Source organism: Micromonospora sp. DT201 (assembly GCF_049841575.1).
Lineage (GTDB): Bacteria > Actinomycetota > Actinomycetes > Mycobacteriales > Micromonosporaceae > Micromonospora.
Genome location: NZ_JBNCKP010000019.1, coordinates 42,670 through 67,771 on the forward strand (window position 1 = coordinate 42,670; position 25,102 = coordinate 67,771).

General features: G+C 67.2%; 23 protein-coding genes and 2 pseudogenes. 12 read left to right on the forward strand and 13 right to left on the reverse strand.

Annotated elements, in window-relative coordinates; genetic code table 11:
• Nucleotides 1-89: 89 nt before the first annotated feature.
• Nucleotides 90-410: pseudogene (locus tag ACLQ28_RS26270) on the forward strand (transposase); the annotation flags it as partial.
• A 607-nt stretch (nucleotides 411-1,017) separates the two neighbouring features.
• On the opposite strand, the gene ACLQ28_RS26275 reads toward ACLQ28_RS26270, so the two are convergent.
• Nucleotides 1,018-1,965, reverse strand: a complete 948-nt coding sequence (locus ACLQ28_RS26275; RefSeq protein ID WP_425688936.1) for a helix-turn-helix domain-containing protein — start codon at nucleotides 1,963-1,965, stop codon at nucleotides 1,018-1,020.
• Between the two features lie 101 nt (nucleotides 1,966-2,066).
• Between ACLQ28_RS26275 and ACLQ28_RS26280 the strand changes: the two genes are divergently transcribed.
• Nucleotides 2,067-3,110, forward strand: a complete 1,044-nt coding sequence (locus ACLQ28_RS26280; RefSeq protein ID WP_425688937.1) for a saccharopine dehydrogenase family protein — start codon at nucleotides 2,067-2,069, stop codon at nucleotides 3,108-3,110.
• A gap of 219 nt (nucleotides 3,111-3,329) precedes the next feature.
• Here ACLQ28_RS26280 and ACLQ28_RS26285 read toward each other — a convergent pair whose 3' ends face one another.
• On the reverse strand, nucleotides 3,330-4,208 hold the full coding sequence (locus ACLQ28_RS26285) for a dihydrodipicolinate synthase family protein (protein ID WP_425688938.1): 879 nt from the start codon (nucleotides 4,206-4,208) through the stop codon (nucleotides 3,330-3,332).
• A gap of 70 nt (nucleotides 4,209-4,278) precedes the next feature.
• On the opposite strand from ACLQ28_RS26285, the gene ACLQ28_RS26290 reads away from it, so the two are divergent.
• Nucleotides 4,279-5,199, forward strand: coding sequence for a LysR family transcriptional regulator (locus ACLQ28_RS26290; RefSeq protein WP_425688939.1), 921 nt, complete (start codon nucleotides 4,279-4,281; stop codon nucleotides 5,197-5,199).
• A 208-nt stretch (nucleotides 5,200-5,407) separates the two neighbouring features.
• On the opposite strand, the gene ACLQ28_RS26295 is transcribed toward ACLQ28_RS26290, so the two are convergent.
• The 3 genes from ACLQ28_RS26295 to ACLQ28_RS26305 all read right to left on the reverse strand — a co-directional run bounded on the left by ACLQ28_RS26295 (nucleotide 5,408) and on the right by ACLQ28_RS26305 (nucleotide 8,179).
• Complete coding sequence (locus ACLQ28_RS26295) at nucleotides 5,408-6,100, reverse strand: DUF402 domain-containing protein (RefSeq protein ID WP_425688940.1); 693 nt, start codon at nucleotides 6,098-6,100, stop codon at nucleotides 5,408-5,410.
• 136 nt (nucleotides 6,101-6,236) lie between these two features.
• Nucleotides 6,237-7,226, reverse strand: a complete 990-nt coding sequence (locus ACLQ28_RS26300) for a phosphotransferase (RefSeq protein ID WP_425688941.1) — start codon at nucleotides 7,224-7,226, stop codon at nucleotides 6,237-6,239.
• 209 nt (nucleotides 7,227-7,435) lie between these two features.
• On the reverse strand, nucleotides 7,436-8,179 hold the full coding sequence (locus ACLQ28_RS26305) for a helix-turn-helix domain-containing protein (protein WP_425688942.1): 744 nt from the start codon (nucleotides 8,177-8,179) through the stop codon (nucleotides 7,436-7,438).
• A gap of 223 nt (nucleotides 8,180-8,402) precedes the next feature.
• Here ACLQ28_RS26305 and ACLQ28_RS26310 point away from each other — a divergent pair, with 223 nt between their 5' ends.
• Both ACLQ28_RS26310 and ACLQ28_RS26315 read left to right on the forward strand, forming a co-directional pair.
• Complete coding sequence (locus ACLQ28_RS26310) at nucleotides 8,403-9,074, forward strand: DUF4097 family beta strand repeat-containing protein (RefSeq protein ID WP_425688943.1); 672 nt, start codon at nucleotides 8,403-8,405, stop codon at nucleotides 9,072-9,074.
• 46 nt (nucleotides 9,075-9,120) lie between these two features.
• Complete coding sequence (locus tag ACLQ28_RS26315) at nucleotides 9,121-10,356, forward strand: serine hydrolase domain-containing protein (protein WP_425688944.1); 1,236 nt, start codon at nucleotides 9,121-9,123, stop codon at nucleotides 10,354-10,356.
• Between the two features lie 657 nt (nucleotides 10,357-11,013).
• Here the strand turns inward: ACLQ28_RS26315 and ACLQ28_RS26320 are convergent.
• The gene (locus ACLQ28_RS26320; RefSeq protein ID WP_425688945.1) at nucleotides 11,014-12,009 is read right to left on the reverse strand and encodes an aldo/keto reductase; all 996 of its coding nucleotides are present in this window, start codon (nucleotides 12,007-12,009) and stop codon (nucleotides 11,014-11,016) included.
• 78 nt (nucleotides 12,010-12,087) lie between these two features.
• Here ACLQ28_RS26320 and ACLQ28_RS26325 point away from each other — a divergent pair, with 78 nt between their 5' ends.
• The 4 genes and pseudogenes from ACLQ28_RS26325 (at nucleotide 12,088) to ACLQ28_RS26340 (ending at nucleotide 15,194) form a co-directional block, all read left to right on the forward strand.
• The gene (locus ACLQ28_RS26325; RefSeq protein ID WP_425688946.1) at nucleotides 12,088-12,981 is read left to right on the forward strand and encodes a LysR family transcriptional regulator; all 894 of its coding nucleotides are present in this window, start codon (nucleotides 12,088-12,090) and stop codon (nucleotides 12,979-12,981) included.
• A 392-nt stretch (nucleotides 12,982-13,373) separates the two neighbouring features.
• Nucleotides 13,374-14,162, forward strand: a complete 789-nt coding sequence (locus ACLQ28_RS26330; RefSeq protein ID WP_425688947.1) for a DUF6082 family protein — start codon at nucleotides 13,374-13,376, stop codon at nucleotides 14,160-14,162.
• 81 nt (nucleotides 14,163-14,243) lie between these two features.
• Nucleotides 14,244-14,629, forward strand: a pseudogene (locus ACLQ28_RS26335) (IS701 family transposase); the annotation flags it as partial.
• A 217-nt stretch (nucleotides 14,630-14,846) separates the two neighbouring features.
• Nucleotides 14,847-15,194: a hypothetical protein gene (locus tag ACLQ28_RS26340; RefSeq protein ID WP_425688948.1), complete on the forward strand. Its 348-nt coding sequence runs from the start codon at nucleotides 14,847-14,849 to the stop codon at nucleotides 15,192-15,194.
• A 39-nt stretch (nucleotides 15,195-15,233) separates the two neighbouring features.
• Here the strand turns inward: ACLQ28_RS26340 and ACLQ28_RS26345 are convergent, their stop codons facing one another.
• The 5 genes from ACLQ28_RS26345 to ACLQ28_RS26365 form a co-directional block, all read right to left on the reverse strand.
• Nucleotides 15,234-16,163 (reverse strand): cation diffusion facilitator family transporter, encoded by a 930-nt coding sequence (locus ACLQ28_RS26345; RefSeq protein ID WP_425688949.1) that lies wholly within the window; start codon nucleotides 16,161-16,163, stop codon nucleotides 15,234-15,236.
• Between the two features lie 188 nt (nucleotides 16,164-16,351).
• Complete coding sequence (locus ACLQ28_RS26350; RefSeq protein ID WP_425689014.1) at nucleotides 16,352-17,395, reverse strand: NAD(P)-dependent alcohol dehydrogenase; 1,044 nt, start codon at nucleotides 17,393-17,395, stop codon at nucleotides 16,352-16,354.
• Nucleotides 17,396-17,639: 244 nt separating this feature from the next.
• Nucleotides 17,640-17,843, reverse strand: a complete 204-nt coding sequence (cspE, locus tag ACLQ28_RS26355; protein WP_043326981.1) for a transcription antiterminator/RNA stability regulator CspE — start codon at nucleotides 17,841-17,843, stop codon at nucleotides 17,640-17,642.
• A 319-nt stretch (nucleotides 17,844-18,162) separates the two neighbouring features.
• Nucleotides 18,163-18,687 carry an NUDIX domain-containing protein gene (locus ACLQ28_RS26360; protein ID WP_425688950.1) on the reverse strand — a complete coding sequence of 175 codons (525 nt, stop codon included), beginning with the start codon at nucleotides 18,685-18,687 and terminating at the stop codon, nucleotides 18,163-18,165.
• Nucleotides 18,688-18,911: 224 nt separating this feature from the next.
• On the reverse strand, nucleotides 18,912-19,556 hold the full coding sequence (locus tag ACLQ28_RS26365) for an alpha/beta fold hydrolase (protein ID WP_425688951.1): 645 nt from the start codon (nucleotides 19,554-19,556) through the stop codon (nucleotides 18,912-18,914).
• A gap of 391 nt (nucleotides 19,557-19,947) precedes the next feature.
• Here ACLQ28_RS26365 and ACLQ28_RS26370 point away from each other — a divergent pair, with 391 nt between their 5' ends.
• The 3 genes from ACLQ28_RS26370 (at nucleotide 19,948) to ACLQ28_RS26380 (ending at nucleotide 21,757) form a co-directional block, all read left to right on the forward strand.
• Complete coding sequence (locus tag ACLQ28_RS26370) at nucleotides 19,948-20,355, forward strand: nitroreductase family deazaflavin-dependent oxidoreductase (RefSeq protein ID WP_425688952.1); 408 nt, start codon at nucleotides 19,948-19,950, stop codon at nucleotides 20,353-20,355.
• A gap of 94 nt (nucleotides 20,356-20,449) precedes the next feature.
• The gene (locus ACLQ28_RS26375; RefSeq protein WP_425689015.1) at nucleotides 20,450-21,067 is read left to right on the forward strand and encodes a hypothetical protein; all 618 of its coding nucleotides are present in this window, start codon (nucleotides 20,450-20,452) and stop codon (nucleotides 21,065-21,067) included.
• A 219-nt stretch (nucleotides 21,068-21,286) separates the two neighbouring features.
• Entirely contained in the window at nucleotides 21,287-21,757 is a 471-nt protein-coding gene (locus ACLQ28_RS26380; RefSeq protein WP_425688953.1) for a UPF0158 family protein, read from the forward strand.
• A gap of 321 nt (nucleotides 21,758-22,078) precedes the next feature.
• Here the strand turns inward: ACLQ28_RS26380 and ACLQ28_RS26385 are convergent, their stop codons facing one another.
• Together ACLQ28_RS26385 and ACLQ28_RS26390 are read right to left on the reverse strand one after the other, a co-directional pair.
• The gene (locus ACLQ28_RS26385; protein ID WP_425688954.1) at nucleotides 22,079-24,598 is read right to left on the reverse strand and encodes a S8 family peptidase; all 2,520 of its coding nucleotides are present in this window, start codon (nucleotides 24,596-24,598) and stop codon (nucleotides 22,079-22,081) included.
• A 111-nt stretch (nucleotides 24,599-24,709) separates the two neighbouring features.
• Nucleotides 24,710-24,979, reverse strand: coding sequence for a MauE/DoxX family redox-associated membrane protein (locus tag ACLQ28_RS26390; protein ID WP_425688955.1), 270 nt, complete (start codon nucleotides 24,977-24,979; stop codon nucleotides 24,710-24,712).
• Between the last annotated feature and the right edge of the window lie 123 nt (nucleotides 24,980-25,102).

A 25,102-nucleotide genomic window follows, 5' to 3' on the forward strand; every position in this document is an offset into this window, starting at 1 on the left:
GGCTTGTGGAGACAACTCAAGATTTCGTCGCGGCCGCAGGGCATAGCGTAGCCGCCGAGGAGTGGTTGGCCGAGTTCGACACCGGGTTGGTGGACCTGCCCAAGGCGTGGACCGACGACCAGGTCCGGTGCGCGACGGCCAGCGTGCCCGATGACGTGCGCTTCGCCACGAAGGTCACCTTGGGCCGGCGGATGCTCGGCCGGGCCCTCGACGCCGGGGTGCCAGCCGCGTGGTGCACCGCCGACGAGTTTTACGGCGGCGACCAGCACCTGCGCCGCGACCTGCAAGCCCGCCGGGTCGGCTACGTCCTGGCCGTGGCCAAAAGCCACCGGGTCACCGCCCGTCCGTCCGACGGTCCGCTCCGCGCCGATCGGCTGGCCGACGCACTGCCGAGCCGGGCGTGGAATCGTACGCCGGGGCCGGATCCAAGGGCCTTGTCGGGTCGGCCCCTGACCAGGAGCGCGCCGTGCGAGGCGCCGCCGCCATCGGCTCAGTCATCCTCCCGGTGCTATTCCTGCCCACGGAGCTCTCACGAGCGGACGGATCCGCGGCCACCGCCATCAAGGACGCGGCACGCGACGCCCTGGGCTCCTCGGCATAAGCCCCGCATCGGAGGCGGATGCCAATGGGTCCCGGTGACGGGGAGCACGGTTCTTCTAGTTAGCTAGTAGATTTCCGGCAACCAATCTACTGGTCAGACAGTAAAACCTACTGGCGAGCGAGTCGAATCGGCCCTGACGGAGGTGTCAACCCGGCGCTTCCCGTCACGACGTCGGGCGGTACCAGTCTGATCAACCGATCGCGCGAGTTCGTGGGCGCAGTCCTCGTGTTGGTGACGGAGTGTGGCCGCCGCTGGCGTAGTGGCTCCAGGTGGTGCCGGCGTTGATGGCTTGTCTGGTCGCGGTCGTCTGGTGGATGCCGAGGGCATGGGCGATGACGGGGGCAGGGACCTGGGCGCCGAGCTGGCGGAGGGCGCTGCTGAGACGGCCGAGAGCCGTCAAGGCGAGGACCGCAGCCTCACGCCCGGAACGTGCGGCGGTAGGCGTCCGGCGGTACGCCGATCGTGCGGTGGAAGTGGCGGCGCAGTGTGGTCGCCGTGCCCATGCCCGCGGTCGAGGCGATGGTGTCGACGCTGTCGTCCGTGGTCTCCAGCAGCTCCTGCGCGCGGCGGATCCGCTGCGTCAGCAGCCACTGCAGCGGGGTGGTGCCGGTGACCGAGTGGAAGTGGCGGGCCAGGTGGCGCGAGCTCATGTTCGCCTGGCGGGCCAGGTCCTCGACGGTGAGCGGCTGGTCCAGCCGCCGCATCACCCAGGGGAGCAGCTCGGCCAGGGGATGGTCGTCCTGGGTGGGCACCGGTGTGGTGACGAACTGGGCCTGGCCACCGGCCCGGTGGGGCGGCACGACCAGGCGGCGGGCGACCACGTTGGCGACAGCCGAGCCGTGGTCGCGGCGGACCAGATGCAGGCACAGGTCCATCGCTGCGGCCTTGCCCGCAGACGTGAGCACGCTGCCGTTGTCGACGTAGAGCACGTCCGGGTCGACCTTCACCCGGGGATAGCGCGCGGCCAGTTCATCGGTGTGGGCCCAGTGCGTGGTCGCGTGTAGCCCGTCCAGCAGGCCGGCGGCGGCGAGCACGAACACGCCCGTGCACAGGGAGACCACCCGCGCGCCCGACTCGTGGGCCGCGCGCACCGCCTCGACCAGGTCGGCCGGCGGGTCCTCGTCGACGTCCGCCACGGCGGGGACGATCACGGTGTCGGCGTGCGCCAGCCGGTCGAGCCCGCAGTCCGGCTCCAGCAGGAACCGGCCGACCCGGACGGCGCGCGTGCCGCACACCTTGACGTCGTACCAAGGGCCTGGCAGGGCGGCCGGGGCGGAACCGAAGACCTCGTAGGCCAGGGCCAGCTCGAAGTGCAGCATCCCGTCGGTAGCGGCGACCGCGACGGAACGCGGGACAGAACTCATGTCGGGAATTGTACGGGTCGTGTCGTTCCGGACACTGGCACCGATGGGCAAACGGGGACAGGATTTTCGCAGTGGATCACTTCGAGCACGCGGGAGCAGACATGGGATCAGGTCGGAACGTGGCGGTGTTCGGCGCCTACGGGCACACCGGGCGGTTCGTGGTCGCGGAGTTGCGCGAGCGCGGATACGTCCCGCTGCTCCTCGGTCGCGACGAGGACAAGCTGCTGGCGCTGGCGCAGGCCCAACCGGGGCTTGATGCGCGGCAGGCGTCGGTCGACGATCCAGCCTCGCTCGACCGCGCGCTGAACGGCGCGGCCGCCGTGATCAACTGCGCCGGGCCCTTCGCCACGACCGCAGCCCCGCTGGTCGAGGCGGCGCTGCGCGCCGGCATCCCGTATGTCGACGTGGCGGCCGAGATCGAGGCGAACCTTGACACGTTCGCGCACTTCGCGCAGCGCGCCCGCGCCGCGGGCACCGTGGTGGTCCCTGCGATGGCCTTCTACGGTGGCCTCGGCGACCTGTTGGTCACCACCGCGATGGGCGACTGGACGGCGGCGGACGAGGCGCACATCGCCTACGGCCTGAGCAGTTGGCACCCCACCGCCGGGACGCGTGTTGCGGGCGCGGTCTCGGGGCAGCGACGGGGTGGCCGCCGTGTCCGCTACACCGGCGGACGGCTGGAGTATCACGACGACGCTCTGCCGACCCTGGAGTGGCCCTTCCCGGCTCCGCTCGGCCCCCAGAGCGTCATCGGAGAGTTCACCATGGCCGACGTCGTCACCATTCCCAGCCACCTGGCCATCCCGGAGGTGCGCACCTACATGACCGCCAAGGCGGCCGCGGACCTGTCCGCTCCTGACGCCTCGGCGCCGACCGCCGTCGACGAGCGCGGCCGCTCCGCGCAGACCTTCGTCGTCGACGTCCTCGTCCGCTCCGGCGGCACGGAGCGCCGCGTGGTCGCCGCTGGTCAGGACATCTACGCCATCAGCGCGCCGCTCGCGGTGGAGGCCGTCGACCGCATCCTCACCGGCCGGACCAGGACCACCGGCGTCGCCTCCGCGGGCGCGGTCTTCGACGCCCCGGACTTCCTCCGCGCCCTGTCCGCGCACCTCTCGCTGCACGTCCCGCTCGACACACGCGGCTGACTGGCGACCCGTGCAGGGATCCAGACCGTGGTCAGTGCGGCCACTTTGCCAACTCGGCCGCGAACGGACAGCGCCCACGACACATCCGAAAGGTAAGTCCGAACGCCGCACGATCATCCGAATGGTAGGTCCGGACTCCGAAACGTTCGAGCGGACAGGACACCAACGATCGCGTAATCGTCTGCCGGCCGCTTGCCTGGAGCGCCGTTGCTAGTCGTCCTACGTCGACGTCCTGATCTGTTCGTTTACATGCATCAGGCTCCGTGCCGTGGCCGCTGGCGTGGCGGGCAGCAGCGGTGGGCGGACCGTCGGCGTGGGGATGCGTCGCTGGGCGTGTAGCACCGCTTTGATGACGGATGGGTTGGGTTCGGCGAAGAGCGCTGTCGATAGCGTGGCGAGGCGGTGGCCGAGCGATCTGGCACGGGTGGTGTCCCCGGCCTGCCAGGCCCTGATCAGCGAGGCGTAGTCGTTGGTGGCAACGTGCGCTGAGGCGAGGATGCCGCCGTGCCCGCCAAGAGCGAGCAGCGCGGAGACATAAGCGTCTTCGCCGCACAGCACCGAGTGACCCGGTGGTACGTCAGCGAGGAAGGCGAGGGTGTCGGCGTCAATGCCGCCGACAGCGTGCTTGATTCCCACCACGCCGGGCAGGCCAGCCAGCCGGCGCAGGGTTTCGACGGAGAGTGGCTGGCCGGTGCGGTAGGGGACATGGTAGGCGACCAGCGGCACGGGAGAATCCTCGGCCAGTCGGGCGAAATGGGCGAGTACGGCCTCTTCGCCGGGCCGCAGGAACGGCGGCACCAGGCAGAGCGCCGCCGTGACCTCAGGCCGTCCGCCGAGCACCCGAAGTGCATCGAGGGTGTGCGCGCCGACCAGAAGTTGGGCCGCGCGCTCGCGGCAGACCGTCGCGACGACGTCGACCACACCTTGCTGCTCGGCGTCGGTGAGAGCGTGCGGTTCTGCGGTGGTGCCGAGGGCGACCAGGCCGGCTGCCCCACCTTCCAGGACCTGGTTGGCGAGGGCGGTCAGAGCGTCGAAGGCGACAGCACCCCGCTCGTCAAACGGCGTGATCAGCGGTACGTACAGGCCGGTCAGCGTCATGCCTCCAGCCTGCGGGTCGAGACTGTGAAGAACCAGTTCCGATTACTGACTGAATACGTAAGCTTGGCTGATGCTTGACGTCCGCCGTCTGCGCCTGCTGCGCGACCTGGCCCGCCTGGGCACCATCGCCGCCGTCGCCGAGGCGCACACCTACACGCCATCCGCCGTCTCCCAGCAGCTCGCTGCGCTGCAACGGGAAGCCGGCGTCGCGCTACTGGAACGCGCCGGCCGCCGGGTCACTCTCACCCCCACCGGGGAGGCGCTGGTCCGACACGCCGAGGTGGTCCTTGCCGCCCTGGAAGCAGCGGACGCCACGCTGGCCGCCGCCCGCGGGGGGCTCTCCGGCACGGTACGCATCGGCGCGTACCCGAGTGCCGTCCGTACCGTGTTGGCGCCAGCTCTGGTCGCGTTGGCCCGCGACCATCCCGCGCTGGACCTGATGGTCACCGAACTGGACCCGGTCGCCGTGCCCAACGCGCTGCGCGACCGTCGCCTCGACGTGGCCCTCGATCACGACTACGACGTCGTGCCGGTCGAAACGGATCCGGCGCTGGACTCGACGCCTCTGCTCGAAGAGACGGTCTTCCTCGCCCTGCCGACCGAAATGGAGTGCGATCTTCGAGGTGACCCGATGCACTCGGTGCGCGATGCCGAGTGGATCGTGGGTAGCCAGGGGACGCTGTGCCACTCGGTTGCCCTGCACGCCTGCGAGTTGGCCGGTTTCCGCCCGAGGGTGCGCCACCACGCCGACGATTTCACCGCCATGCTGGCCCTGGTGGCCGCCGGACAAGGCGTCGGGCTGGTGCCTCAACTCGCCGTCGGGCAACCGCCCGCGGGGGTCCGCCTCGTACCCCTCGATATCCGGCGACGTACCCGGATCGCTTACCGGAAGGGCGCAGGAGACCACCCGGCAGTCGCCGCTTGCATCGCGGCGCTTCGCCACACCGGCCGCGACCACGGCGAGGAACAGGACAGGTACGCCGGGCTGTGATCGATCAGCGAGCGGTGACCGGCGGTGCACGTAGACATTCATTGGGCGGCCGCCGTTGCCCTCCGTTTTGAGGTTGCTGCCCTCGCCAGCGTGAAGGCCCGCACGGTGGCCAGCCGCTTCTCGATCGTGGAGAACGACAGGTTCCGGGCGAGCTGCTGTGCCCGCCACCCGTTGCACATCGCCGCGAGCACCTGCTCCTCCGAACCTGCTATTCGGCTACGCCTGGCTGCGGGTCGAGGGTCGCTGGGAGCCGCAGCATCGGCCAGTGCTGGTCCGGACGGAAATCGGTGTAGGTGCCGTCGAAGGGGAAATCGCCTGCCGCAATCAGCTTGATGAGCCGCTCTCCCTCGGCGCGGACGGCGTCGGCCGTAGCCCTGTCGAAGTAGAGGGGGTTTCCGATGCGTCCGTCGAACTCGTCGACGTCCTTCCACTCCCACTGCCGGTCTGGGGTCACGACGATGTCGAGGACGAGGTCGTTGGTGTCTACACCGTTGGGCCGCCGTTGACAGGGCGTTTCGAGGTTGACGTACCAGCCAGTGAAGGCGCCATCGCGGAAAAACCACCACACCGAGTAGGCGGTCTGCGGCGGCATGAGGACCAGAATGTCGTACGTCTGCCAGGTCAGGACCGTCAGCTTCGGGTCGCGCATCTGATCGACGGTGACCTCGTGTTGAGTCCTGCCGTCCGCATCGACAAGCCGGGCGAAGTCACTGCCGGCTGGATGCCAGAGCAGCAGCCCATCCTCGTTGTCGGCGATGACGCGCATCGGCTGCACCCACGTGCACCAACGTCCACGCAGATAGCGGCGATTGATGATCTTTCCCGGCTCAAATAGCATCGCAGCAGCGTAGCCCGCCTTGATCAGATGCCGCCGACCCGAAGGACCGTTAGTCGCCGGCACAGGCCGAAGCGCCCGGCCACTCCCGGTGCTCCACTCGCTCGACCTGTCGCGTCCGTTCCATGGTTGCGAATGATCAAGGCGCTGAACAGCGGCTCGCAAGGTAGGTCCGGACGGTGCGAGCTGCGATCGTCCGGAACTACTTTGCGGTTTCCTGGCTCAGCTGACTCAAAGCCGATGGTCCCCACCCGGTCGGGTCGTCGCCGGGCGGCACCATCGCCAGGGCCTGCCAGAGTAGGACGATGTTCAACCAGCCCGCCTCGGCCGGGGTCAGCGGGCGCTCGGACTGGTAGCCGGTAAGGAATTCTGCGCGAACATCGGCGGGCACCGGCCCCCAGTTGTGGTAACGGGTGCCGAGCAGGACCGCCGCGCGGGCCACCTCGACGATTCGGTGATCATGCTGGGCCTCCTCGAAGTCGAGGATCGCGGTGACCCCGCCGCGGGCCCACAAGATGTTGGCGGAGCGGATATCGAAATGGACGAGCTGGCGGGGAAGTCGGTCGGGCGGCGCGCTGGTGACCAGCGCGCGCAGCGTGTCACGAGCAGCCATCGGCAGATGGTCGGCGCGGGAGTCGAGCCAGTCGGTGACCCGGGCCGCCAACGGCATGGACGAAACGGCGGGGGCGAGAAGCTGATCGGCGTCCGGGTATGCGGCCAGCGCGTCCTGCAATCGGGCGAGTATGACTCCGGCCGCCCGTACCTGGTTGAGATCAGCGGTGTCGAGGAGGTCGCCCGCGATCTCGCGCTGCAGACCCATCGAGACACGTTCGACCTCGACCTGGAGGCGGCCGTCTCGTGCGGGAACCGGCGCTGAAACCGGCAGCCCCCGATCGTGGAGCCAGCTCGTGAGACGCGCCGTCTCCATCAAACGCGGAAAACACTCGAGCACTACCGACCATTTCGCGAGCAGTCGGCCAGACGGCGTGCCGACCCACGCCAGCGCGTTGCCCCCGCTCATGACGATCCGCTCGCAGGAGTCGATGCGAACGCCCCAGTGCTCGTCCAGCATCACGGCAACCCAGCGGCCGGCCGACTCTGAATCGCCGAAGCCGAACCGTTCGCCGAGCGCGTGGCGAGGGTCGTGCGGCTCCCACAGCATCTCCAACACCGGCGCCTGCGATTCGATCACGCGCCGTATCCCATCACAGGACCAGCAGATGCCGCTCGCCCGGTGTCGTCAGGCGACCACTCAAAGAACCATTCGTGTGACGGGCTGCACGGGCGGCATACACGTGCCAGTAGATGGCGACATTCTGCCCCAGGGCTTGTTCAAGTTCCCGATGGGTCCGGTAGGTGCTCGCTTCCGGTTCGATTAGTGCTGACATGTCCGCCGCTTGATCAGCCGTCGGAGGTGCTGTCCTCGGTGGTCGTTGCGGGTTTGGTGTGGAGGAGCTCGCGAACCTGTTCTGCGGCGCGGAGGATGCTCTCGCTGATGTGGTCGCTGAAGCGGGCCATGTTCTCCAGGCGGTTGCCGGCCGGGGTGTCGCGACCGAGGACGGTGACGCCCTGCCGCGTGACCTCGGCGACCTGGACCATGCCGCGGGCGCTGGCGAGTGTGGACTCGTACCAGACGTCGTCGTCGACGAAGTAGCGTTCGCGGCGGCGCTCGTCGCGCACTCGGGCGATCAGGCCCTGGCTCTCGAGGGACGCGACCGACTTGGAGACGGTCGCCGGGCTGATCCCGAGTCGCTGGACGAGTTCGGCGGCGGTGATGCTGCCCGAGTCCGCGATGAAGAGGCACGTCAGGACCCGAGCCGTCATCTTGGGCATGCCTTGGTGCATCAGGAGCCCGGTGAACGTCTCCTCGTACTCGCGCACGGCCGCATCGTCCCTGCCGAAGTTCGGAGCGGGGGCCGCCTGCTGTCGGGGCGTGGTGCGCTTGGGTTGGCGAGCACGGCGCTCGGCGGCAAGGTGAGCCAGATCTGCGCGGTAGCCGCTGGGTCCGCCGTTGCGCATAACGTCGCGGGTGACCGTCGAGGTAGGACGGTCGAGGCGCCGTGCGATCTCCGCGTACGGGAGGTCGTCGGCCAGCCCGCGCGCGATCTGCTGCCGCTCCTGCTGGGTCAGCCTGCTCCCCGACACCGTGTCTCCCTCCGCGCTTCACTGGTGCCGCCATCGTAGCGTTCGACTTCTATCCAACGCAACGACGGGCCACCTTTGTTGCGTTAGTTTTGCATCCGTCGCAATGAAGTCACGCCTATGACCTGCTGTTTTACGGAGTGGTCGCGAGCTCTTTGTTGTCAGGAAAGGGAACGCAACGTAGCGTTTTTCGCATCGGAAACAACGAGTGAACGAGGAGCACGCCATGCAGAAGTTCGAAACCGCCGCCCCGATCGCCGCCGTCATCGAGGTCCCCGCCGGGCGCATTCAGGTCGTCGCCGCGGACCGGTCCGACACCACCATCGAGGTCCTGCCCGCCAAGGCGTCCAAGAGCCGAGACGTGAAGGCCGCCGAGCAGACCGCGGTCGAGTTCAAGGACGGCGTCCTGCGCGTCAAGACCACATTGCAGGGCAACCAGATCCTCGGCCCCTCCGGCACCGTCGAGGTGACCGTTCAGGTGCCGTCCGGCTCGGACATCGAAGTGAAGTCCGGCGGCGCCGAATTCCGGGGCATCGGGCGCTTCGGGAAGGTCGACTGCGATGGCGTCTACGGCGCGGTCAAGATCGACGAGGCCGCGAACCTCCGCTTGGCGGCCCTCGGCGGCGACGTCACGGTCGGCCGCCTCACAGGCTCCGGCGAGATCAGCACGCAGCACGGCGATGTCGATGTCGCCGAGGCCGACTCGGGCACGCTCGTACTCAGCACCCAGACGGGGAACGTGACCGTCGCCGCCGCCCCCGGCGTCTCCGCCACCCTCGACGCTGGCGCCGGCCACGGCCGCATCACCAACGCGCTGAAGAACACCGAAGGCGCCGCAGCCGCCCTGACCATCCGCGCGACCACCGGTCACGGCGACATCACCGCTCGCAGCCTCTGACTCCACTGACCACTCTCAGACCACCACGCAAGCAAGGACGCCCACCATGAACGGCAACAACGGCTTCACCGCATCGGGACTGACCAAACTGCACGACGTCCTGGCCCGGCATGTCGACTCCGGGAAGATCCCCGGCCTCGTCGCCCTAGTCAGCCGCGGCGGCCAGACCCACGTCGAGGCGATCGGGACGATGCGTCACGACGGCGGCGCCCCCATGCGCCGCGACACGATATTCCGCATGGCCTCCACCACCAAACCGGTCGCGGCCTCCGCGGCGATGGTCCTGCTCGACGAGTGCCGGCTCCGCCTAAACGACCCGATCGACCAGTGGCTCCCCGAACTGGCCGACCGCCAAGTCCTCAAGGCACCGGACGGCCCGCTGGACGAGACGGTGCCGGCGTTCCGGCCGATCAACGTCCACGACGTGCTCACCTCCACTCTCGGTCTCGGCCTGGACATGACCGCCCGGACCGCCCCGATGATGGCCGCGTTCTTCGAGCGCGGCGTCTACGGCCAGGCAGACGGGTGGCTCCTGCCCGAACCCGACCCGGACGAGTGGCTGCGCCGCCTCGCCACCCTGCCGCTGATGTACCAGCCCGGCGAGCGGTGGCTGTACAACCTCGGCGACGACCTCCTCGGCATCCTGGTCGCTCGCGTCACCGGCCGGCCGTTCGAGGACTTCCTGCGCGAGCGGGTCCTCGAGCCGCTCGGCATGCACGACACCGGCTTCCATGTGCCAGGCGACAAGATCGACCGCCTCCCGCCCCTGTACGCCCCGCACCCCGAGACCGGCGAATTCCTCGTCGAGGACCCGGCCGAAGGCGGACACCACAGCAAGCCCCCCGCATTCGCTTCAGGCGGCGGCGGACTCGACTCCACCGTCGACGACTACCACGCCTACTTCCGGATGCTGCTGGACGGCGGGAAGCACGGCGGCGAGCGGATCCTCTCCAAACCCGCCGTCGAGCTGATGACCACCAACCGCCTCACCCCAGGGCAACAGGCCGCCCGCGACGCCTGGGCGAACAGCATCGCCCACCTCTCCTACGGCACCGGGCAGCACGGCGGCTGGGGCTTCGGCATGACCGTGCGCGTCCACCGCACCGACTACGCCCCCCTCGGCCAGTTCGGCTGGGACGGCGGCGCCGGCATCACCGCCTACGCCGACCCCGCCAACGATCTCGTCGGCATCCTCTGCACCCAAATCGGCATGTCCACCCCGGACTCGGCGCGGGTCATGCACGACTTCTGGACCACTCTCTACCAGGCCATCGACGACTGACACCGAACCCGACAACGCCAGGACCACGACAGAGCGGCCATCGCAGCGATGGCCGCTCTCGCACTCCGTGTCGGACTCACAGCCGACACCACCCGAATCCAAACAAGTCCCACCAGTCCAACATGTGCGCCCCGAAAAACGGAAAGCGCTTGGGAAAGCATCTTGTGTCTACTCCTGCAACCTCTCCGATCCCTGCCATGCTCGCGAACCTGAGCAGGTGCCGTCGGTTCTGAATAAGTCGTCTTCCTCCGTCATCCACTTCCGCCAGAGTTGTTCGGCATCGACGACGAAACGGTCGCGAGCGAGGCCGCGCTCCAGTCGTATCGATGCGGGTGCCTGAACCCAGATGGTGTAGGCGGGACAGCCGGTGTCGGGTCCGCCGGAAGGATGCGGATGACCGAGGCGCTGACCAGCAACTCACAAGGTAGGTCCGGACGACATCGTGCCGAAGCGTCCGGGCCCGCGTTGCAAAATTCCTGACCCGAGGCGACCAGGCGGGCGCGCAGGTGTCCTGCTGGGAAAGCGAAATTGAGGGCGACGCTGCCGTCGGCCATGGTGCCGCCGGCCCATTGGAGAAGGCTGGCGTGGCGCAGCCCTTGTCCGCGGAGTTCTTCGAGCTGCGTGATCGACAGATCGTCGGTCTTCTGCCGGTCGCTCTTAGCGGGCCCGAGTTGTGCCGTGCGCGGCGAACGACGTGCGGTCACCCTGCCAGGACTCGCGGGGCACAGCCAGGTCCAAGGCCGCCAAGTCCTGTTCGGAAAGTTGCACGTCGGCGGCCGCGGCGTTCTCTGCGAGCCGCGCCCGGCTGCGGGTGCCAGGGATCGGCACCACGTCCGGTCCCTGCGCTAGCAGCCAAGCCAGAGCCAGCTGCCCCGGGGTGACGCCGTGCTCGTCGGCCAGCTTGGTCAGGGTCTGCACCAGGTTGAGGTTGCTGGCCAGGTTCTGAGCGGCGAAGCGGGGATCGGTGCGCCGGAAGTCGCCCTCCGGGAACGGGCCGGCCGACAGCGCACCGGTCAGCAGCCCGCGGCCGAGCGGGCTGTACGGCACCAGGCCCACCCCCAGCTGGCGGGCGGCCGGCACCACGTCGTCCTCAGGCTCGCGCCAGGCCAGCGACCACTCGAACTGGACGGCGGCGATCGGGTGCACCGTGGCCGCCTGCTCCAGCTGGGCAGGGTTGACCTCGGAGACGCCCAGGTGTCGCACCTTCCCGGCGGTCACCAGCTCGCCCATCGCGCCGATCGTCTCGGTCACTGGCACCTCGGGGTCGACGCGGTGCAGGTAGTACAGATCGATGGTGTCGACGCCGAGCCGCTCGAGCGAGGCGTCACAGTAGCCGCGCACGTTTTCCGGGCGGCCATCGAGGCGTACGCCGTCGGCGTCGCGCACGATGCCGAACTTGGTGGCCAGCACGACGTCGTCACGCCGGCCGGCGATCGCGCGGGCGACGAGCCGCTCGTTGTGTCCTCGGCCGTAGCTCATCGCCGTATCAATCATGGTGATGCCGGTGTCCAGGGCGTCGTGCAGCACGGTGAGCGATTCGTCGTCGTCGGCTGGCCCGTACGCCTGAGAGAAGCCCATGCAGCCGAGCCCGATCGCGGACGTCGTTACGCCGGCGGTGCCGAGAATCCGTTGGTCCATGCGTTGTTGTGCCATGCCATCAGCCTTCCGCTGCTTCTTTGATATGTCCAAGTCAGGTTTGTGCTGACACTCATCTCGATCCAAGATGGGCCGGTGGAGTTGCGCCAGTTGCGATATTTCGAGGCGGTCGCCCGCCACGGCGGGTTCACCAGGGCCGCCGAACACCTGCGTGTCGCCCAGTCGGCGATCTCCGCCCAGGTACGAGCCCTGGAGACCGACATCGGCGCCGAGCTGTTCGCCCGGACCACCCGGCGGGTATCGCTAACCGCGGCCGGCGAGCTGCTGCTGCACCGGGTACGGCGGGTGCTGAACGAGCTCGACGGCGCCCGAGGCGACCTGGCGGATCTGGCCGCCGTCCTCAGTGGCCAAGTGACCATCGGCGCGACCGCAGCGGTCGGCGGCTTCGACTTGCCGGCGGCGCTCGCCAGCTTCCACTCCCGCCATCCGGGTGTCGCGCTCACGCTGCGATCCGGGCTGATCGCGGCGCTGCTCGCCGATCTGGACGCGGGTTCGCTGGATTTCGTGGTAGGCCCGGTGCACGACGACCTGCCATCGCGCTTCTCGGCACGCCGGGTCGGCCGGGAGGAGGTGGTGCTGATCCTCCCGCCCGGCCACCGGCTTGCCGGCTCGCGCCCGATCCCATTCGCCGACCTGCGTGACGAGTCCTTCGTGTGCCTGCCGGCCGGCAGCGGCCTGCGCGCCATCCTGGACGGGGCCGCGCACCGGGCCGGGTTCGAGCCCAGGGTGCCGTTCGAAACGCACGGCCCGGCTAGCATCCGCGAGCTGGTGAGCGCGGGCCTCGGCGTGGCGCTGCTGGCCCGCACAGCTGCTGTGGCGGCCGGGCCGCCGGTGGCTGTGCAGCAAGCGGACCAGGCACCCACGCATCCACAGATCGGCCTCATCCACCACCGGGGCCGCCGGCTCAGCGCCGCGGCCCAAGCGTGCCGCCGCCAGCTTGTTGAACGAGCGGCGACCGGCCCGAAGTGACCGGTCCGGCCTCGAACGGGCCGGGCCGGTCACCGTCGGCCGAGCCCCCACACCGACATCCGGGCCACCTCTTCGACGACCCAACGACTCAAGTAGCGCCTATTGCCGGTCGCCCTTAGTACCCCAGCCGGAGGTCGTGATCGGAGCCTTCGTGCCGTTTCCGCTGGTGGCATGACAGCAGCACTGGGGCGCACATCCCAGCCATCGTCATGGGTCAGCAGGCGAGCAGCACGGGACGGCAGAATGCCGGGATGCATCGAAGCACCAGGGCCCGGGACCGTGCAGACGGACGCAGTGTCGGTGGCGCTTCGGTGCCAGGCCCGGCGATAGGAGGGCGGAGCCTGGCCCGTCGCGTCGGCCAAGCGTCGGCCGCAGTCGCTGTAGTCCTTGTCGTGGTGGGGCTGGTGATCCTGTCGCCCATCGCACTGCGAGCTGTGAGCCTGGGAGAGGCGGAAGACTGGGGCCGGTTGAGTGATATCGGCCAGACCTACGGAGCCACGTCGGCGGTCTTGTCGGCACTTGCGCTCGGAGGCGTAGCGGCGTCGCTGCTGCTCCAGGCCCGCCAGACCAGAGCGGAACGGATCCAGGCCATCCGCGGTTTCCACGCGGATCTGATCCGGATGCAACTCGATGATCTACCTGTTTACCTGCCCTGCTGGGGTCCGCTGGACTTGCCCGATGACACCGCCAAGCGGCAGCACGTCTACACCAACCTGCTGTTGCAGTACGCCTGGATGGGCTACGAGATTGGCACCATCTCGGAACCGCTGCTTCGGGACATGCTGGGCGGCATGTTTCGTGGCGACGTCGCTCGGCGTTTCTGGCCGATGGCTCGGGGGTCCTGGGCGGCGAGTACGGCGGGGACGAGACGAGGACGACGCTTTCTCCTCATCATTGATGAGGAGCATTCCAGAACTTTGTTGACCGAACCGAGAGTGCGCGCAGCGGGGCCTGAAGATGGCCTCAGTCCCGTCCCAAGTTCCGTCCCAGCGGCCGCCCGTCTATTGAACGGCGTCGTCATCGGCGTTGCGGCGAGTATCTCGGCGGGGCTGGTGTGGCGCCGGCTGCGATCAGCTCGTACTCCAGCCAGAGGAGTTGGTCTGATCCGGGGGAGGGCTCACCCGGGGCCGGAGCGGGCGCAGCCACCATCGAGCATGGACGGTTGTGTGGACCGATCATGACGTGGCGGTGGCTGCCGGCTACAGGGTGGACGCCCAGCGGTGGCGGTGTTGTTCGATGACCTGATGTTGACGGTCGGGCAGCGTTTCCGCAGGCCGGAGCCTCGCCGTCGGGTACGTGACTTCGTCCGGGGCTTGCTGGCGCGTTGCCGCGGAAGAACTGCTGGACGATCGCGGAGCATGCCGGTAACACGGGTCCGGACGGGATGCAGGAGATGCTGACCCGGGTGAAGCGGGGCGATGCGGATGTCCGCGCCGATGTCCGCGAGTTCGTCGGCCACCACCTCGGTGATGCCGAGGCGGTACTGGTCATCGACGAGACGGGCGATCTGAAGAAGGGCCGGCACACCGTCGGCGTCCAGCGGCAGTATTCGGGCACCGCCGGGAAGATCGAGAACTGTCAGGCCGCCGTGCACCTCGTCTACGCCACCGACGCTGGTCACGCGATGCTCGACACGGCGCTCGCCCTCGCCGCCGGTCTTCCTGCCACCGCCTGGCAGCGGGTGTCCGCGGGTCGAGGCGCGAAGGGGACACCGCTACTACGACTGGTCCTTCACCGCACTGCCGCACGCCGCCGACGCCCACGGCGGGCACCACTGGCTGCTGATCCGCCGCAACCGCCGCACTGGTGAGCTGGCCTTCGACCGCTGCTGGTCAGCCGAACCCGTCCCGCTCCGCAACCTCGTCTTGGTAGCCGGCCGCCGCTGGAAAATCGAAGAGTCGTTCCAAGCCGCGAAGACCGGACTCGGCCTGGACCAGCACCAGAACCGCCGCTGGACGTCCTGGCACCGATGGACCACCCTGGCGATCCTCGCCCACGCCTTCCTCGCCGCCGCGACCACCCACCGCAGCCGTCCCGACCCGACCGGGCTGATCGCGCTGACCGTCAACGAACTACGTCACCTGTTCAACATCCTGATCATCGAACCCGGCCGCCGCGGCTGTGACCCACTGCTCTGGTCCGTACGTCGACGCCGTCACCAAGCACGAGCCATGACTAGCCACTACGCCCGGCAAGCCCTCACCGAGCCGTGATCACAATCCCCGGCTGGAGTATTAGGTGGGTATGGCGGGTTAGGAGCCGGTGCCGGTCGGGTTGAGGAAGACGTATCGGATTGCCGGGTTGCGCGTGGTGAGTCGTCGCCTGGCTTCGTCGGCCACGTCCTCGATGTCGGCGGCCCTGATGTGGTCGGCGAAGTTGATTTTCGCGACAACGAGGATGTCGTCGGGGCCGAGTTGCAGGGTCAGTAGTTCCACGATGCTTTGCACGTATGGCAGGGTTGACAATTCCCGGCGGATCTCGTCCTGAACTGGCTCTCTTGCTGATCGGCCGACGAGCAGATCGAGGTTGTTGCGGGCCAGAATGATGGCCACCATGAGGAGTAGTGCACCGATGGCGACCGATGCGATGCCATCCCACACTGGGTTACCGGTCAGCTGGGCGAGGCCCAGGCCTGCTGCGGCGATGCCCAGGCCGGTCAGGGCGGCGCTGTCCTCTAGGAACACGGCTTTGATGGTGGTGTTGGGTGTGCGTCGCAGGACCCTGGTTGGACTGATGCCCCAGCGTTTGGCCCGGTGCCGTACCTGCCGCACCGTCCGCAGCAGGGACACCGACTCCAGGACGAAGGAGATGGCCAGCACCGCGTACGAGACGAAGTAGTCTCCGGTTTCTTTGGCCGATGCGATGACGTGCAGGCCGTGGGTGATGGAGAAGCCGGCGCCGCTGACGAAGGTGAAGACCGCGGCGAGGAGGGCCCAGATGTAGCTCTCCCGGCCGTAGCCGAAGGGGCGCCCGGGGTCGGCGCGGCGGCCGCCGCGCCGCAGCGCCACGAACAGCAGCACTTCGGTTGTGGTGTCGGCGAACGAATGCGCGGCTTCCGCCAGTACGGCCGCCGAACCCGAGAGTAGACCCGCCACCACTTTGGCCGTAGCGACAGCGATGTTGACGAGACCAGCCACGATCACCGTGCGGACGCTCTGCGACTGCCCGTCCGATTCGGTCATGAAGCCAGGCTATGGGCCGGGTGTCGGCCGGGCGGAAAAACCGACAGGCACACGCGGTGCCACGGACCCGTCGGGTTCGATCTGCAGGATCCTGGCGTGCGGGACGGCCAGCAGGATGGGGGAGTGGGTGGCGACCGACTGTGGCCAGGGCCCGCCGTTTGGCGGACCCTGGCGCACAACAGAGAAGATCAGCGCAGGGTGTCGATGTCGATGACGAACCGGTACCGCACGTCCGAGGCGAGCACCCGCTCGTACGCGTCGTTGACTGCCTCGGCGCCGATGACTTCGACCTCGGGAGCGATGCCGCGCTCGGCGCAGAAGTCCAGCATCTCCTGCGTCTCGGCGATGCTGCCGATGCTGGAGCCGGCGAACGAACGTCGATTGCCGAACAACGCGAAGACGGGCACCGGCAGCGGCTCCGCCGGGGCACCCACGCTGACAAGCGTGCCATCCAGACGCAGCAGACCGAGATAGCTGGCCATGTCGATCGGTGCGCTGACCGTGTTGATGATCAGATCGAAGCTGTCCTTGAGCGCCTCGAACGTCGCCGGGTCCTTGGTGGCGTAGTAGTGCTCGGCTCCGAAGCGCAGGCCGTCGTCCTTCTTGCCCAGCGTCTGCGACAGCACGGTCACCTCGGCGCCCATCGCCGCGGCGATCTTGACAGCCATGTGGCCCAGTCCACCCAGGCCCACCACGGCGACCTTCTTGCCGGGACCGGCGTTCCAGTGCGCCAACGGAGAGTACGTGGTGATGCCCGCGCACAGCATCGGCGCGGCCGCCTCGTACGGGATGCTTTCCGGCACCCGCAGCACGAAGTCCTCGTCCACGACGACGTGGGTCGAGTACCCGCCCTGGGTCACGGTGCCGTCCCGGTCGACGCCGGCGTACGTCTGGGTGTTGCCCTTGAGACAGTACTGCTCGTTTCCGATGCGGCAGTTCTCGCACTCGCGACACGAGTTGACCATGCAGCCCACACCAGCACGGTCGCCGACCGCGTGGCGGGTGACGTCGGCGCCGACCTCGGTGATCCGGCCGACGATTTCGTGGCCAACGGTGAGCGGATAGGGAACGCTGCCCCAGTCGCCGCGCACGGTGTGGATGTCGGAGTGGCAGATGCCGGCGTAGCGGATTTCGATGAGAACATCGCGCGGGCCCAGGTCCCGCCGCTCGATCGTGGTACGCACGAGCGGTTCGGTGGCAGACGGCGCGGCGATGGCGTTGACGGTGAAGATGATGTCCTCCGGTGACGTGATGCTGACCTACCTGCACCTCACCAGAGCCGTGGCGGCGCTGCGAGTCTCTGTCAAGGCGCGTACTGCTAGTACCCCTCAGAACGCGGGGATATGCCGAGCTGGCTGCACCCCGAGTTGGCCGGACTTCTGCCGATCAGGCGATTTTCGAGATGCGGTGGTGAGCGCATGAAACGCCGAAAGGCGGCCCGCTGAATCAGTCGGGCCGCCTTTCGCAGAATGTGGATCAGAGCGGGCGGATGTTCTCCGCCTGCGGGCCCTTCTGGCCTTGGGTGACGTCGAACTCCACCTTCTGATTCTCGTCGAGGCTGCGGAAGCCGCTCGCCGAGATCGCGGAGAAGTGGGCGAAGACGTCGGCGCCGCCGTCGTCCGGGCTGATGAAGCCGAAGCCCTTGTCGGCGTTGAACCACTTCACGGTGCCTGTAGTCATGTCTGCTCCTTCGCAGGCTGTTAGAGACCGCACTGTGCGGACCCTTACGCCGCTGCGTTGATCACCCGCGTCGAAACGACACGAAAAACGAAAAGCGCCCGGATGGGTTTCAGATGCCCCATCAGGCGCCGGGAAACGTCTACGGAAATCAAAACTGCAACCCGGCTACGGTAGCACATGATCCTCCGCAGATCCCACGGAGGTGAGCGTGCCTGGCCACTTGGCGTCTCCACCAACGGTTGGGTGACGGGTCATCGGGACCACGACGGAGACCTGAAAGTTGTTATTAGGTCGGTCTGCCGTGAGTCGAGCGGCGGGGTCAACGAGACATTGTGTAGAGGGTCAGCGCGGCCAACGACGGCGCATCGACGATGTCACCGGCCAACACCATGGCACGGATCTGCGCGTCGGTGAACGACCGGTGCACCATGTCCTGCTCGGTCGCCTCGCGGTCCGGCTCTCCCTCGGTCAACCCGGTGGCCAGGTAGACGTCGAAGCCCTGGGTGGAAAAGCCATACGCCTCGTACAGGTGCCCCAGAGGGGTGACCGTCTCCGCACGCAATCCGGTCTCCTCGGCCAACTCCTGACGAGCCAGCGCGGAGGCGCTGCCCCTGACCCCGTGTCCCCAACTGCCCTGAGGGAACTCCCAGGCTCGCCGGCCAACTGGGTAGCGGAACTGCTCGACCAGCCAAAAGCCCTCGGCCCAGCGGGGTAGGACCAACGCGGAGTCCGGCTTCTCCACCACCCCGTAGATACCAGTCGAGCCGTCTGACCGGCGAACGCGATCCTCCCGGACGGTCATCCAAGCGTTGGTGTAGACGGTCCGACTATCCAAGCGCTCCATCGCACGATGCTCGCAGATCAAGTGCATCGGTCGAGACCTAGTCCCAAGCCGCGCCCTCTAGTTGTCCCGGCCACCACGCAGATTTAGTGGGCCGGGTAGCAGATAGTTGGTCCGCCGCCGCCAATCTCACTGGGACTCCGCAGCCCCAACCGGGACAGGACACTCACCAACTTCGGCTCCCTGAGGCGCCCGAAGGTTCGGACCGTGACGCCCTGGTCCCGCCTTCAGGGCAGCGGGTACGAGGTCAGGCGGTCGGCGAGTTGCTTCGGGTGGCTGAGCGCCACTGCGTGTCCGCCGTCTATCTCGTCCGGGACGACGCCGAGTCGATCCACGGCCACCCGGCGCTGGAAGTCCGCCGGGAAGAACCGGTCCTCGCGTGCGATGAGTACCGTCGTCGGCACGTCTGGCCAGGCGTCCAGGGGCCACGGCTCGTTCCCTTCCGCGCTGACCTGGTCCCGGCTATGTGTCGCTGCCTCCGCGACGATCTCGGCCGGCACGCCGTTGTAGAACTGCTGCTCCTCGCTGAGCCCTTCCGCGCCCCGGTAACCGGTGTTGGCCCACCAGTCCCCGGGTCTCTCACCGGGCTTGGGGACCATCGGTGTGAGCAGGACGAGTAGCCGCGCCGGCAGCTTGTCGGCAATGAGCGGCGCGGTGAACGCACCGTACGAGTGTCCGACGATCACGAGGTCGCTCCGGTCGCCGATCGCGTTGATGGCCGTCTGGCAGAACTCGGCGAACCCCGCGGATCTGTCCTCGATTGGCAGTTCCGGGACCACCACGTCGTGGCCGCGGCTGGTCAACTCGGGGACAAGGAGATGCCAGTCCCAGGCGCTGCCCCCGCCGCCGTGGATCAGAACGAAAGTCGCCATACCCCGGAGCCTCACACACGGTTGCGACAGCCGCCGCTCGCGGCTTTGCCGACGACAGTGCGCCGGATCGTCCTGGGGCTACCGCTGCCGTGCGCCGTATTTTCGGCATTTTGCGGAAGCGGAAGCGGGAGCCGGGGGTTAGGTGCGGAGCGCCCGGCGGTAGATCCCCGGGCCTTCCTGCGTGAAGCCGATCTCTTCATAAGTACTGTTCGCCACCGGCAGCGTCGGTTTGGAAACGACCTGGATGGCAGCAGCATCCGGATCTGGCCGCAAACCGAGCGCTACGCATCGTCGCCGTCGGGATTGTTGGTGCCAGGTCGCAGCGTCACGCCCCGGTTGATACTGTCAGGATCGTCTATAAGGAGCTGATTCGCGGAGGCAAGGAGAGGGCATGAGCGACTGGAACGACAAGATCATCGTTGAGTTTCGCGCTAACGGTGGGCGGGTCGGCGGTCAGTTCGCTGGCGCGCCGCTGCTGCTGTTGCACACGGTCGGCGCCAGGAGCGGCCAGCCCCGCGTGAACCCGATGATGTACCAGAAGGTGGACGGCGGCTACGCCGTGTTCGCGTCCAAGGGCGGTGCGCCCACCAATCCCGACTGGTACTACAACCTGCTCGCTCACCCGCAGGCCCAAGCGGAGATAGGCACGGATAAGGTCGAGTTGGTCGCCAGAGTTGCCGCCGGGAACGAGCGGGAACGGATCTGGAGCGCGCAGAAGGCCGCGTATCCAGGCTTCGCCGACTACGAGCGGAAGACCACGCGTCAGATCCCAGTCGTCGTACTGGAACCTGCGCCGTAGGCAGAGACGGTACAACCCCAGTGACCGCCGGTGCGGGCCGCGCCGCTGGTCGGGCGCATATCCGCTCATCGCCGTAGGCGGCGCGTTGCGAACCGTGCTCCCCGGCACGTCCGAGGGCTTCTCGGACGTGCCGGGAAGCGGAAACTGGATCATGGTTTTGCTGACGAGCCTTGGAGTCGGGACGGTGACCAGAGCGCGGCATGCGACGGTGTTCGCTGATTATGGACAGTTTTATCTTCAGGACGTCGAAGCGCACAATTCCGTGATGCGCGCGGGTGCGGCAATGGACCCTGCCCGCGCAGCGGGTGGCTGGACGGATGACGCCGTGCGGCTTCACCGCATCGGACTGGAACCTCACTCCGTCTCCGTCGGTGCAGCACGGTCAGACTTCGTCGAGACGATACTGAAGATCTACGAGACTGCCCCGGCGCTGGTAGCAGAGGCCGAGCATGTGGTCGAGGCGTCGCTCGAAGTTGTCAGCGGAGCACTCTTCGTCTTGGGTTGTACTGAGTCGCCAGAGCCGGATCAGGGGCTGCAAGTCGAGCCGGGACAGCATCGCGTTCGAGTGTCATACGTACCGGCGGCCCCGCCGCCGAGCTCCGACCTCGATGTGGAGGGGGCTCACTTCACCTACCTGATCGAGATGTGGCCGAGCTTCGAGGCCGAGCCCGTGGACGTCCTCCGGCAGGGGCCATACCCCTGGGCCAACTGAGATTGATGTCGCTGCGCGCGCCGGAGGCGGTGTACCGGAACCCGGAGAAGCTGGCTCAGGCGTGGGAGCTGCAACGTCAGGATCGTGACCGGTTCGTGCGATTCTTCGGTAGCGACCTGGCGGCGGTGCCGGGCGATCGGCCGGGCCGGCAGTCTCGCGGCCGAGAGGGAAGCGGGTCTACCGTGGTTGCCGACGACCACGGCAACGGGAGTGGGCACCATGCTCGACGTACGCCACCTCGATCTCGAGGAAATCGCCACGGCGCTGCAGGACCAGAGCGCATACGAGTACCGCTGGTTGATTGACCCGGCCAGTGGGGAGATCGTGATGTGGACGGCCGACGGCGGCATCGACGGGAAGACACAGGTCGACCTCGACAACCTCGACCTGGTCCAGATCGAGGCACTACCGTCCTCCGTCTGGCACCGCGACATGGCCGACTTCGCCGAGCGGGTCAGCGACGAGCAGCCGCGCCGAAGGCTTCAGCGAGCCATCCAGGGCAGAGGCGCGTTCCGCCGGTTCAAGGACGAACTGCACGAGGAGTACCCGCACCTGCTGACAGCCTGGCATGCCTTTCAGCGGGCCCGGGCGACCCGCCGGGCCATTGACTGGCTTCTCGACAACTCCCTGATCGATGACCCTGCCGCGAGTAACTGTCGGAGCGAGCACCGAGATCCGGACGTGCCGTGAGGCGAGCGGGCGAGTAGGCGGATGCGTGCGGCAGCAGGTGGTCCCTACTCCGAACACCGGGCGACGTCAGCGCCGTGAGACACAGCCCGACGCTCGAAACGCAGCTCACGAGCCGCGACCGAGTATTGGAGTAGGACAGGCGTAGAGGTCGTCTTCGCCGTCGCGGGAGGAGTCGAAAAACATCCCTGCCTGTTCGCTCGTCCACGAGCCGCCCTTGCGCCTGCGCAGTGGTGGCAGCTTCGTCAACGCGGCCACGTTGGCGAAGACCTGGCCAGCCAGGCTCAGGCGAACCTGAGCCTGGCTGGGCCAGGCCACGTGCGGCTAGACGCCGTCGGACTGTGCCCCGGGCAGCGTCCGCACGACGGTCAGCGTCAATTTGCCGTGCTGGTAGGACACCCTGAACATGTGGTGGCCCTTCTTCAGGACCCGCCGTTCCGGCAGGGAACGGAAGCGGCCCTTGATCGAGTCCCCACTCATGATCGTCAGTACCGTGCCCGGAGTGAGGCGCGCGCGAATGTCCAGGGCGAGTTCGCCGTCCAGCACCAGGTCACCCGCGGCCCGCACGCTCGTGTAGTCGTGGTCGCCGGAGATGGTGATGGCGAGGCGACCCGCTCGCCTGAGGGTCACGTCGCCGCCGACGTTCAGGACGTTGCCCGGTGCGAGGCGGGTGAGAGTGATGGACGCCGCGGACGCCGCTTCCCCGGACGACAGACCGGGCTGCAGAACACCGCTGTCGACGTCGATGCTGCCTGCCACGAAACCGCTGCCGCCGAGCGTGCCGCCCTTGACGTCGATCGAGCTTGCGTGCGAGCCGGTGATCGAAAGCTTGCCGCCTTTAACCGTCGTGCCGCCCCCGTAGGTGTCGTCGCCCGTCATGATCAGCATCCCGGGGCCCTGCTTGGTCAGAGAAGCCGTGTAGAGCTTGTTGTCGATGTTGTTCTGAATGTAGGCTGCGCGCTTGTCCATCCATTCCTTGCGCCACTTGACGGCGTCCTTGTAGACGATCTTGTCGTACAGTTCGGGATGGCCGTTAGTGATAGCTTGGATGTAAGGATCAGCCAAAATGCCCTGAAGCATGAAGGCCTGTTCGTTAAGCGCGCCGTCCGGGTTCAGTACGTTGGGGCTGAATTCACCGGCGTAGGCAATGCCTTGCTTCTTGTAGCCCGCCAGCCACTCCAGATCTTCCCTCTCCCTTTCCTTGATCGCGACCTGGCTGATGTCGTTCGACCAGACGTCCAGGGGCGCTTTGTTCATGTTGTAGGTCATGGGGCCCAGGAGTTGGCCGGGGCCATACATGCCTTTGGCCAGATCGGGGATCCCCCAGCCCCAACGTTCGTCCGGAAGGCCGTCGGGAGCGGTCCAGGCGATGGACGCCCCGGAGGGGGAGGTTTGCCCGGTGCCGAGGAATCTCACGCCGTCGGACATCTTGTTATTCGCCGTGGTGAACATCAGCTCACGGACCTGCTTGGCGTCCATGTTCGGATAGCGGGAGAGCAGAACCCCCATCACCGCTGTCGCAACGGGCGTTGCCGGAGATGTGCCGCTCGAGTTTGAATAGCTGGTGTCACCACCGCTGTTCGTGGTCCGAACACTGTTTGAAGGGGTGGACACGGTCCACCACTTGGCGAGCCCCGCCTCGTTGTACCCGGACTGCTTTGTGTATTCGGGAGTGTCCGCAGTGGGCGGCTGCACCCCGCCGACGGATACCCACTGCTTCTCCGCCAAGGGATTGAAGAAGGGATACGCCGGGCGAAAATACGGGTTGCTCCAGTCGTTGTTGCCGGCCGACCTTACGTTGACCGTACCGCTGTCCTTGATAGCGTCCCAGATGGCATCCATGAAGGAGCGTCCGGGGTAGCTCGGATTGTATTGAATGCCGCCTTCCGAATAGCTCTTCTTGAAGAGGAAATACTGGTACTCCAGATCCTTCAGGTACTCGTTGGGGATAATGGTCGCCATTGCCGTGGCGCTGGCGCTGTCTTTGCCACGCAGTTGGTATGCGTTGGCGAGGTTGCCATTGACTCCAAGGTCGTTTCCTAGGCCGTCAAAGCGGCTTCTGTCAAGAGTCTGGACATAAGAGCCCCAACTGCTGTTGATGACCTTGGCGCCTGCGTCGACCAGGGCCTTGTTGGCGGTACGCCAGTACACGTAGTCGTGGAAGGGGCCGTGGGACTGGGTATCGGAGCCGCCGGTCATGGCGACATACATCGTCGATCCGAAGGCGATGCCGTGCTGGTCTTTGACATCGCGGATGCCGGAGGTAACCCCAAGCATGCCAGTCCCATGCGAGAAGTCAGTTGTTCTCGCCCGATCACCGGCCACGGTGAACGGCTGGCCCGCAGTAAACGGGTTCGCCGGGGTTGCTGCGTTTCGATACCCGAAGCCGGACGTGCCGTAGACACCCTCCGCTCTCACCGGAACGATCAGCCGGGTCTGAAATGCTTCGTGTGTAGTCCTGTATCCCGAATCCATCATGCCCAGCGCGACGCCCTGCCCGCGGTACCCCAGGGCGTAGGCGGTGGACGCGTTTACCGCGACGAGCTGCCATGGGGAATCGACCGCTGTGCCAGGGTTGGCAGGATTATGGCCGGTATAATAACCATATTCCGGCGTTTCCCAACTGGCTTTAGCGGCATCTAGTTCCTCTGGCCTCGTGGCGACAAAGCCGGGGTCACCCGGGTACGCCGGCCCGCCACCCGTATGGCCAGGGGGCGATGTTGGACCGGTCTTGGACGATGCCGAGGCGAACCCGGCCGGAAATAACGCGATGCTTCCTCCGGCAGCAAGGACACCTCCCAGTCGACTTAGAAACTGCCGCCGATTCACGAACCTCATGCTCATCTCCGACTCCTTCCGAGGGGTCAATATCTCTAACAGACCAGGGCGGCCTGCTGCGTCCCAGCGCCATTGTCTACACGCGCTGGTCGAGACGAATGATGTGCCGTTCCGCCGCTACCAGGCGGCGGATGTCGACGGCTTTGTTCGGGATCCCGACTGCGGCACGAGCCGGAGCGTGAACGTCGGGTGCCAACTGCTGATGAGGCGAGTGCCGAGGGTGATTTCGACGCCGGGAACGCTCCACGCGGGTGGCAATGCAGACGGCGCAGGCCGGTAACCGGCAACGGCCATTGCGAACCGACGCGGTGCGCGCACCTTTGCGGGGGCAGCCGCGATCAGAAGGAACCACTGCCACGTCAAAACAGCGAACTGGAACGCTCCCACGAGTGGGCCTCCCTATATGTTCACCAAATTAGACTGCGGCAGAAGTCCCTCGTCAAGAGGGCAAAATCTGTCCACCGGAAGCGGTTTGAGCGCCCGTCTATATCGATTCACATAACTGTTATG

What these genes read in the sequence shown, in the direction of transcription:
- ACLQ28_RS26275 (WP_425688936.1), bottom strand. Translation starts at nt 1,965, where the DNA reads ATGAGTTCTGTCCCGCGTTCCGTCGCGGTCGCCGCTACCGACGGGATG.
- ACLQ28_RS26280 (WP_425688937.1), top strand. Translation starts at nt 2,067, where the DNA reads ATGGGATCAGGTCGGAACGTGGCGGTGTTCGGCGCCTACGGGCACACC.
- ACLQ28_RS26285 (WP_425688938.1), bottom strand. Translation starts at nt 4,208, where the DNA reads ATGACGCTGACCGGCCTGTACGTACCGCTGATCACGCCGTTTGACGAG.
- ACLQ28_RS26290 (WP_425688939.1), top strand. Translation starts at nt 4,279, where the DNA reads ATGCTTGACGTCCGCCGTCTGCGCCTGCTGCGCGACCTGGCCCGCCTG.
- ACLQ28_RS26310 (WP_425688943.1), top strand. Translation starts at nt 8,403, where the DNA reads ATGCAGAAGTTCGAAACCGCCGCCCCGATCGCCGCCGTCATCGAGGTC.
- ACLQ28_RS26315 (WP_425688944.1), top strand. Translation starts at nt 9,121, where the DNA reads ATGAACGGCAACAACGGCTTCACCGCATCGGGACTGACCAAACTGCAC.
- ACLQ28_RS26320 (WP_425688945.1), bottom strand. Translation starts at nt 12,009, where the DNA reads ATGGCACAACAACGCATGGACCAACGGATTCTCGGCACCGCCGGCGTA.
- ACLQ28_RS26345 (WP_425688949.1), bottom strand. Translation starts at nt 16,163, where the DNA reads ATGACCGAATCGGACGGGCAGTCGCAGAGCGTCCGCACGGTGATCGTG.
- cspE (WP_043326981.1), bottom strand. Translation starts at nt 17,843, where the DNA reads ATGACTACAGGCACCGTGAAGTGGTTCAACGCCGACAAGGGCTTCGGC.
- ACLQ28_RS26360 (WP_425688950.1), bottom strand. Translation starts at nt 18,687, where the DNA reads ATGGAGCGCTTGGATAGTCGGACCGTCTACACCAACGCTTGGATGACC.
- ACLQ28_RS26365 (WP_425688951.1), bottom strand. Translation starts at nt 19,556, where the DNA reads ATGGCGACTTTCGTTCTGATCCACGGCGGCGGGGGCAGCGCCTGGGAC.
- ACLQ28_RS26370 (WP_425688952.1), top strand. Translation starts at nt 19,948, where the DNA reads ATGAGCGACTGGAACGACAAGATCATCGTTGAGTTTCGCGCTAACGGT.
- ACLQ28_RS26380 (WP_425688953.1), top strand. Translation starts at nt 21,287, where the DNA reads ATGCTCGACGTACGCCACCTCGATCTCGAGGAAATCGCCACGGCGCTG.
- ACLQ28_RS26385 (WP_425688954.1), bottom strand. Translation starts at nt 24,598, where the DNA reads ATGAGCATGAGGTTCGTGAATCGGCGGCAGTTTCTAAGTCGACTGGGA.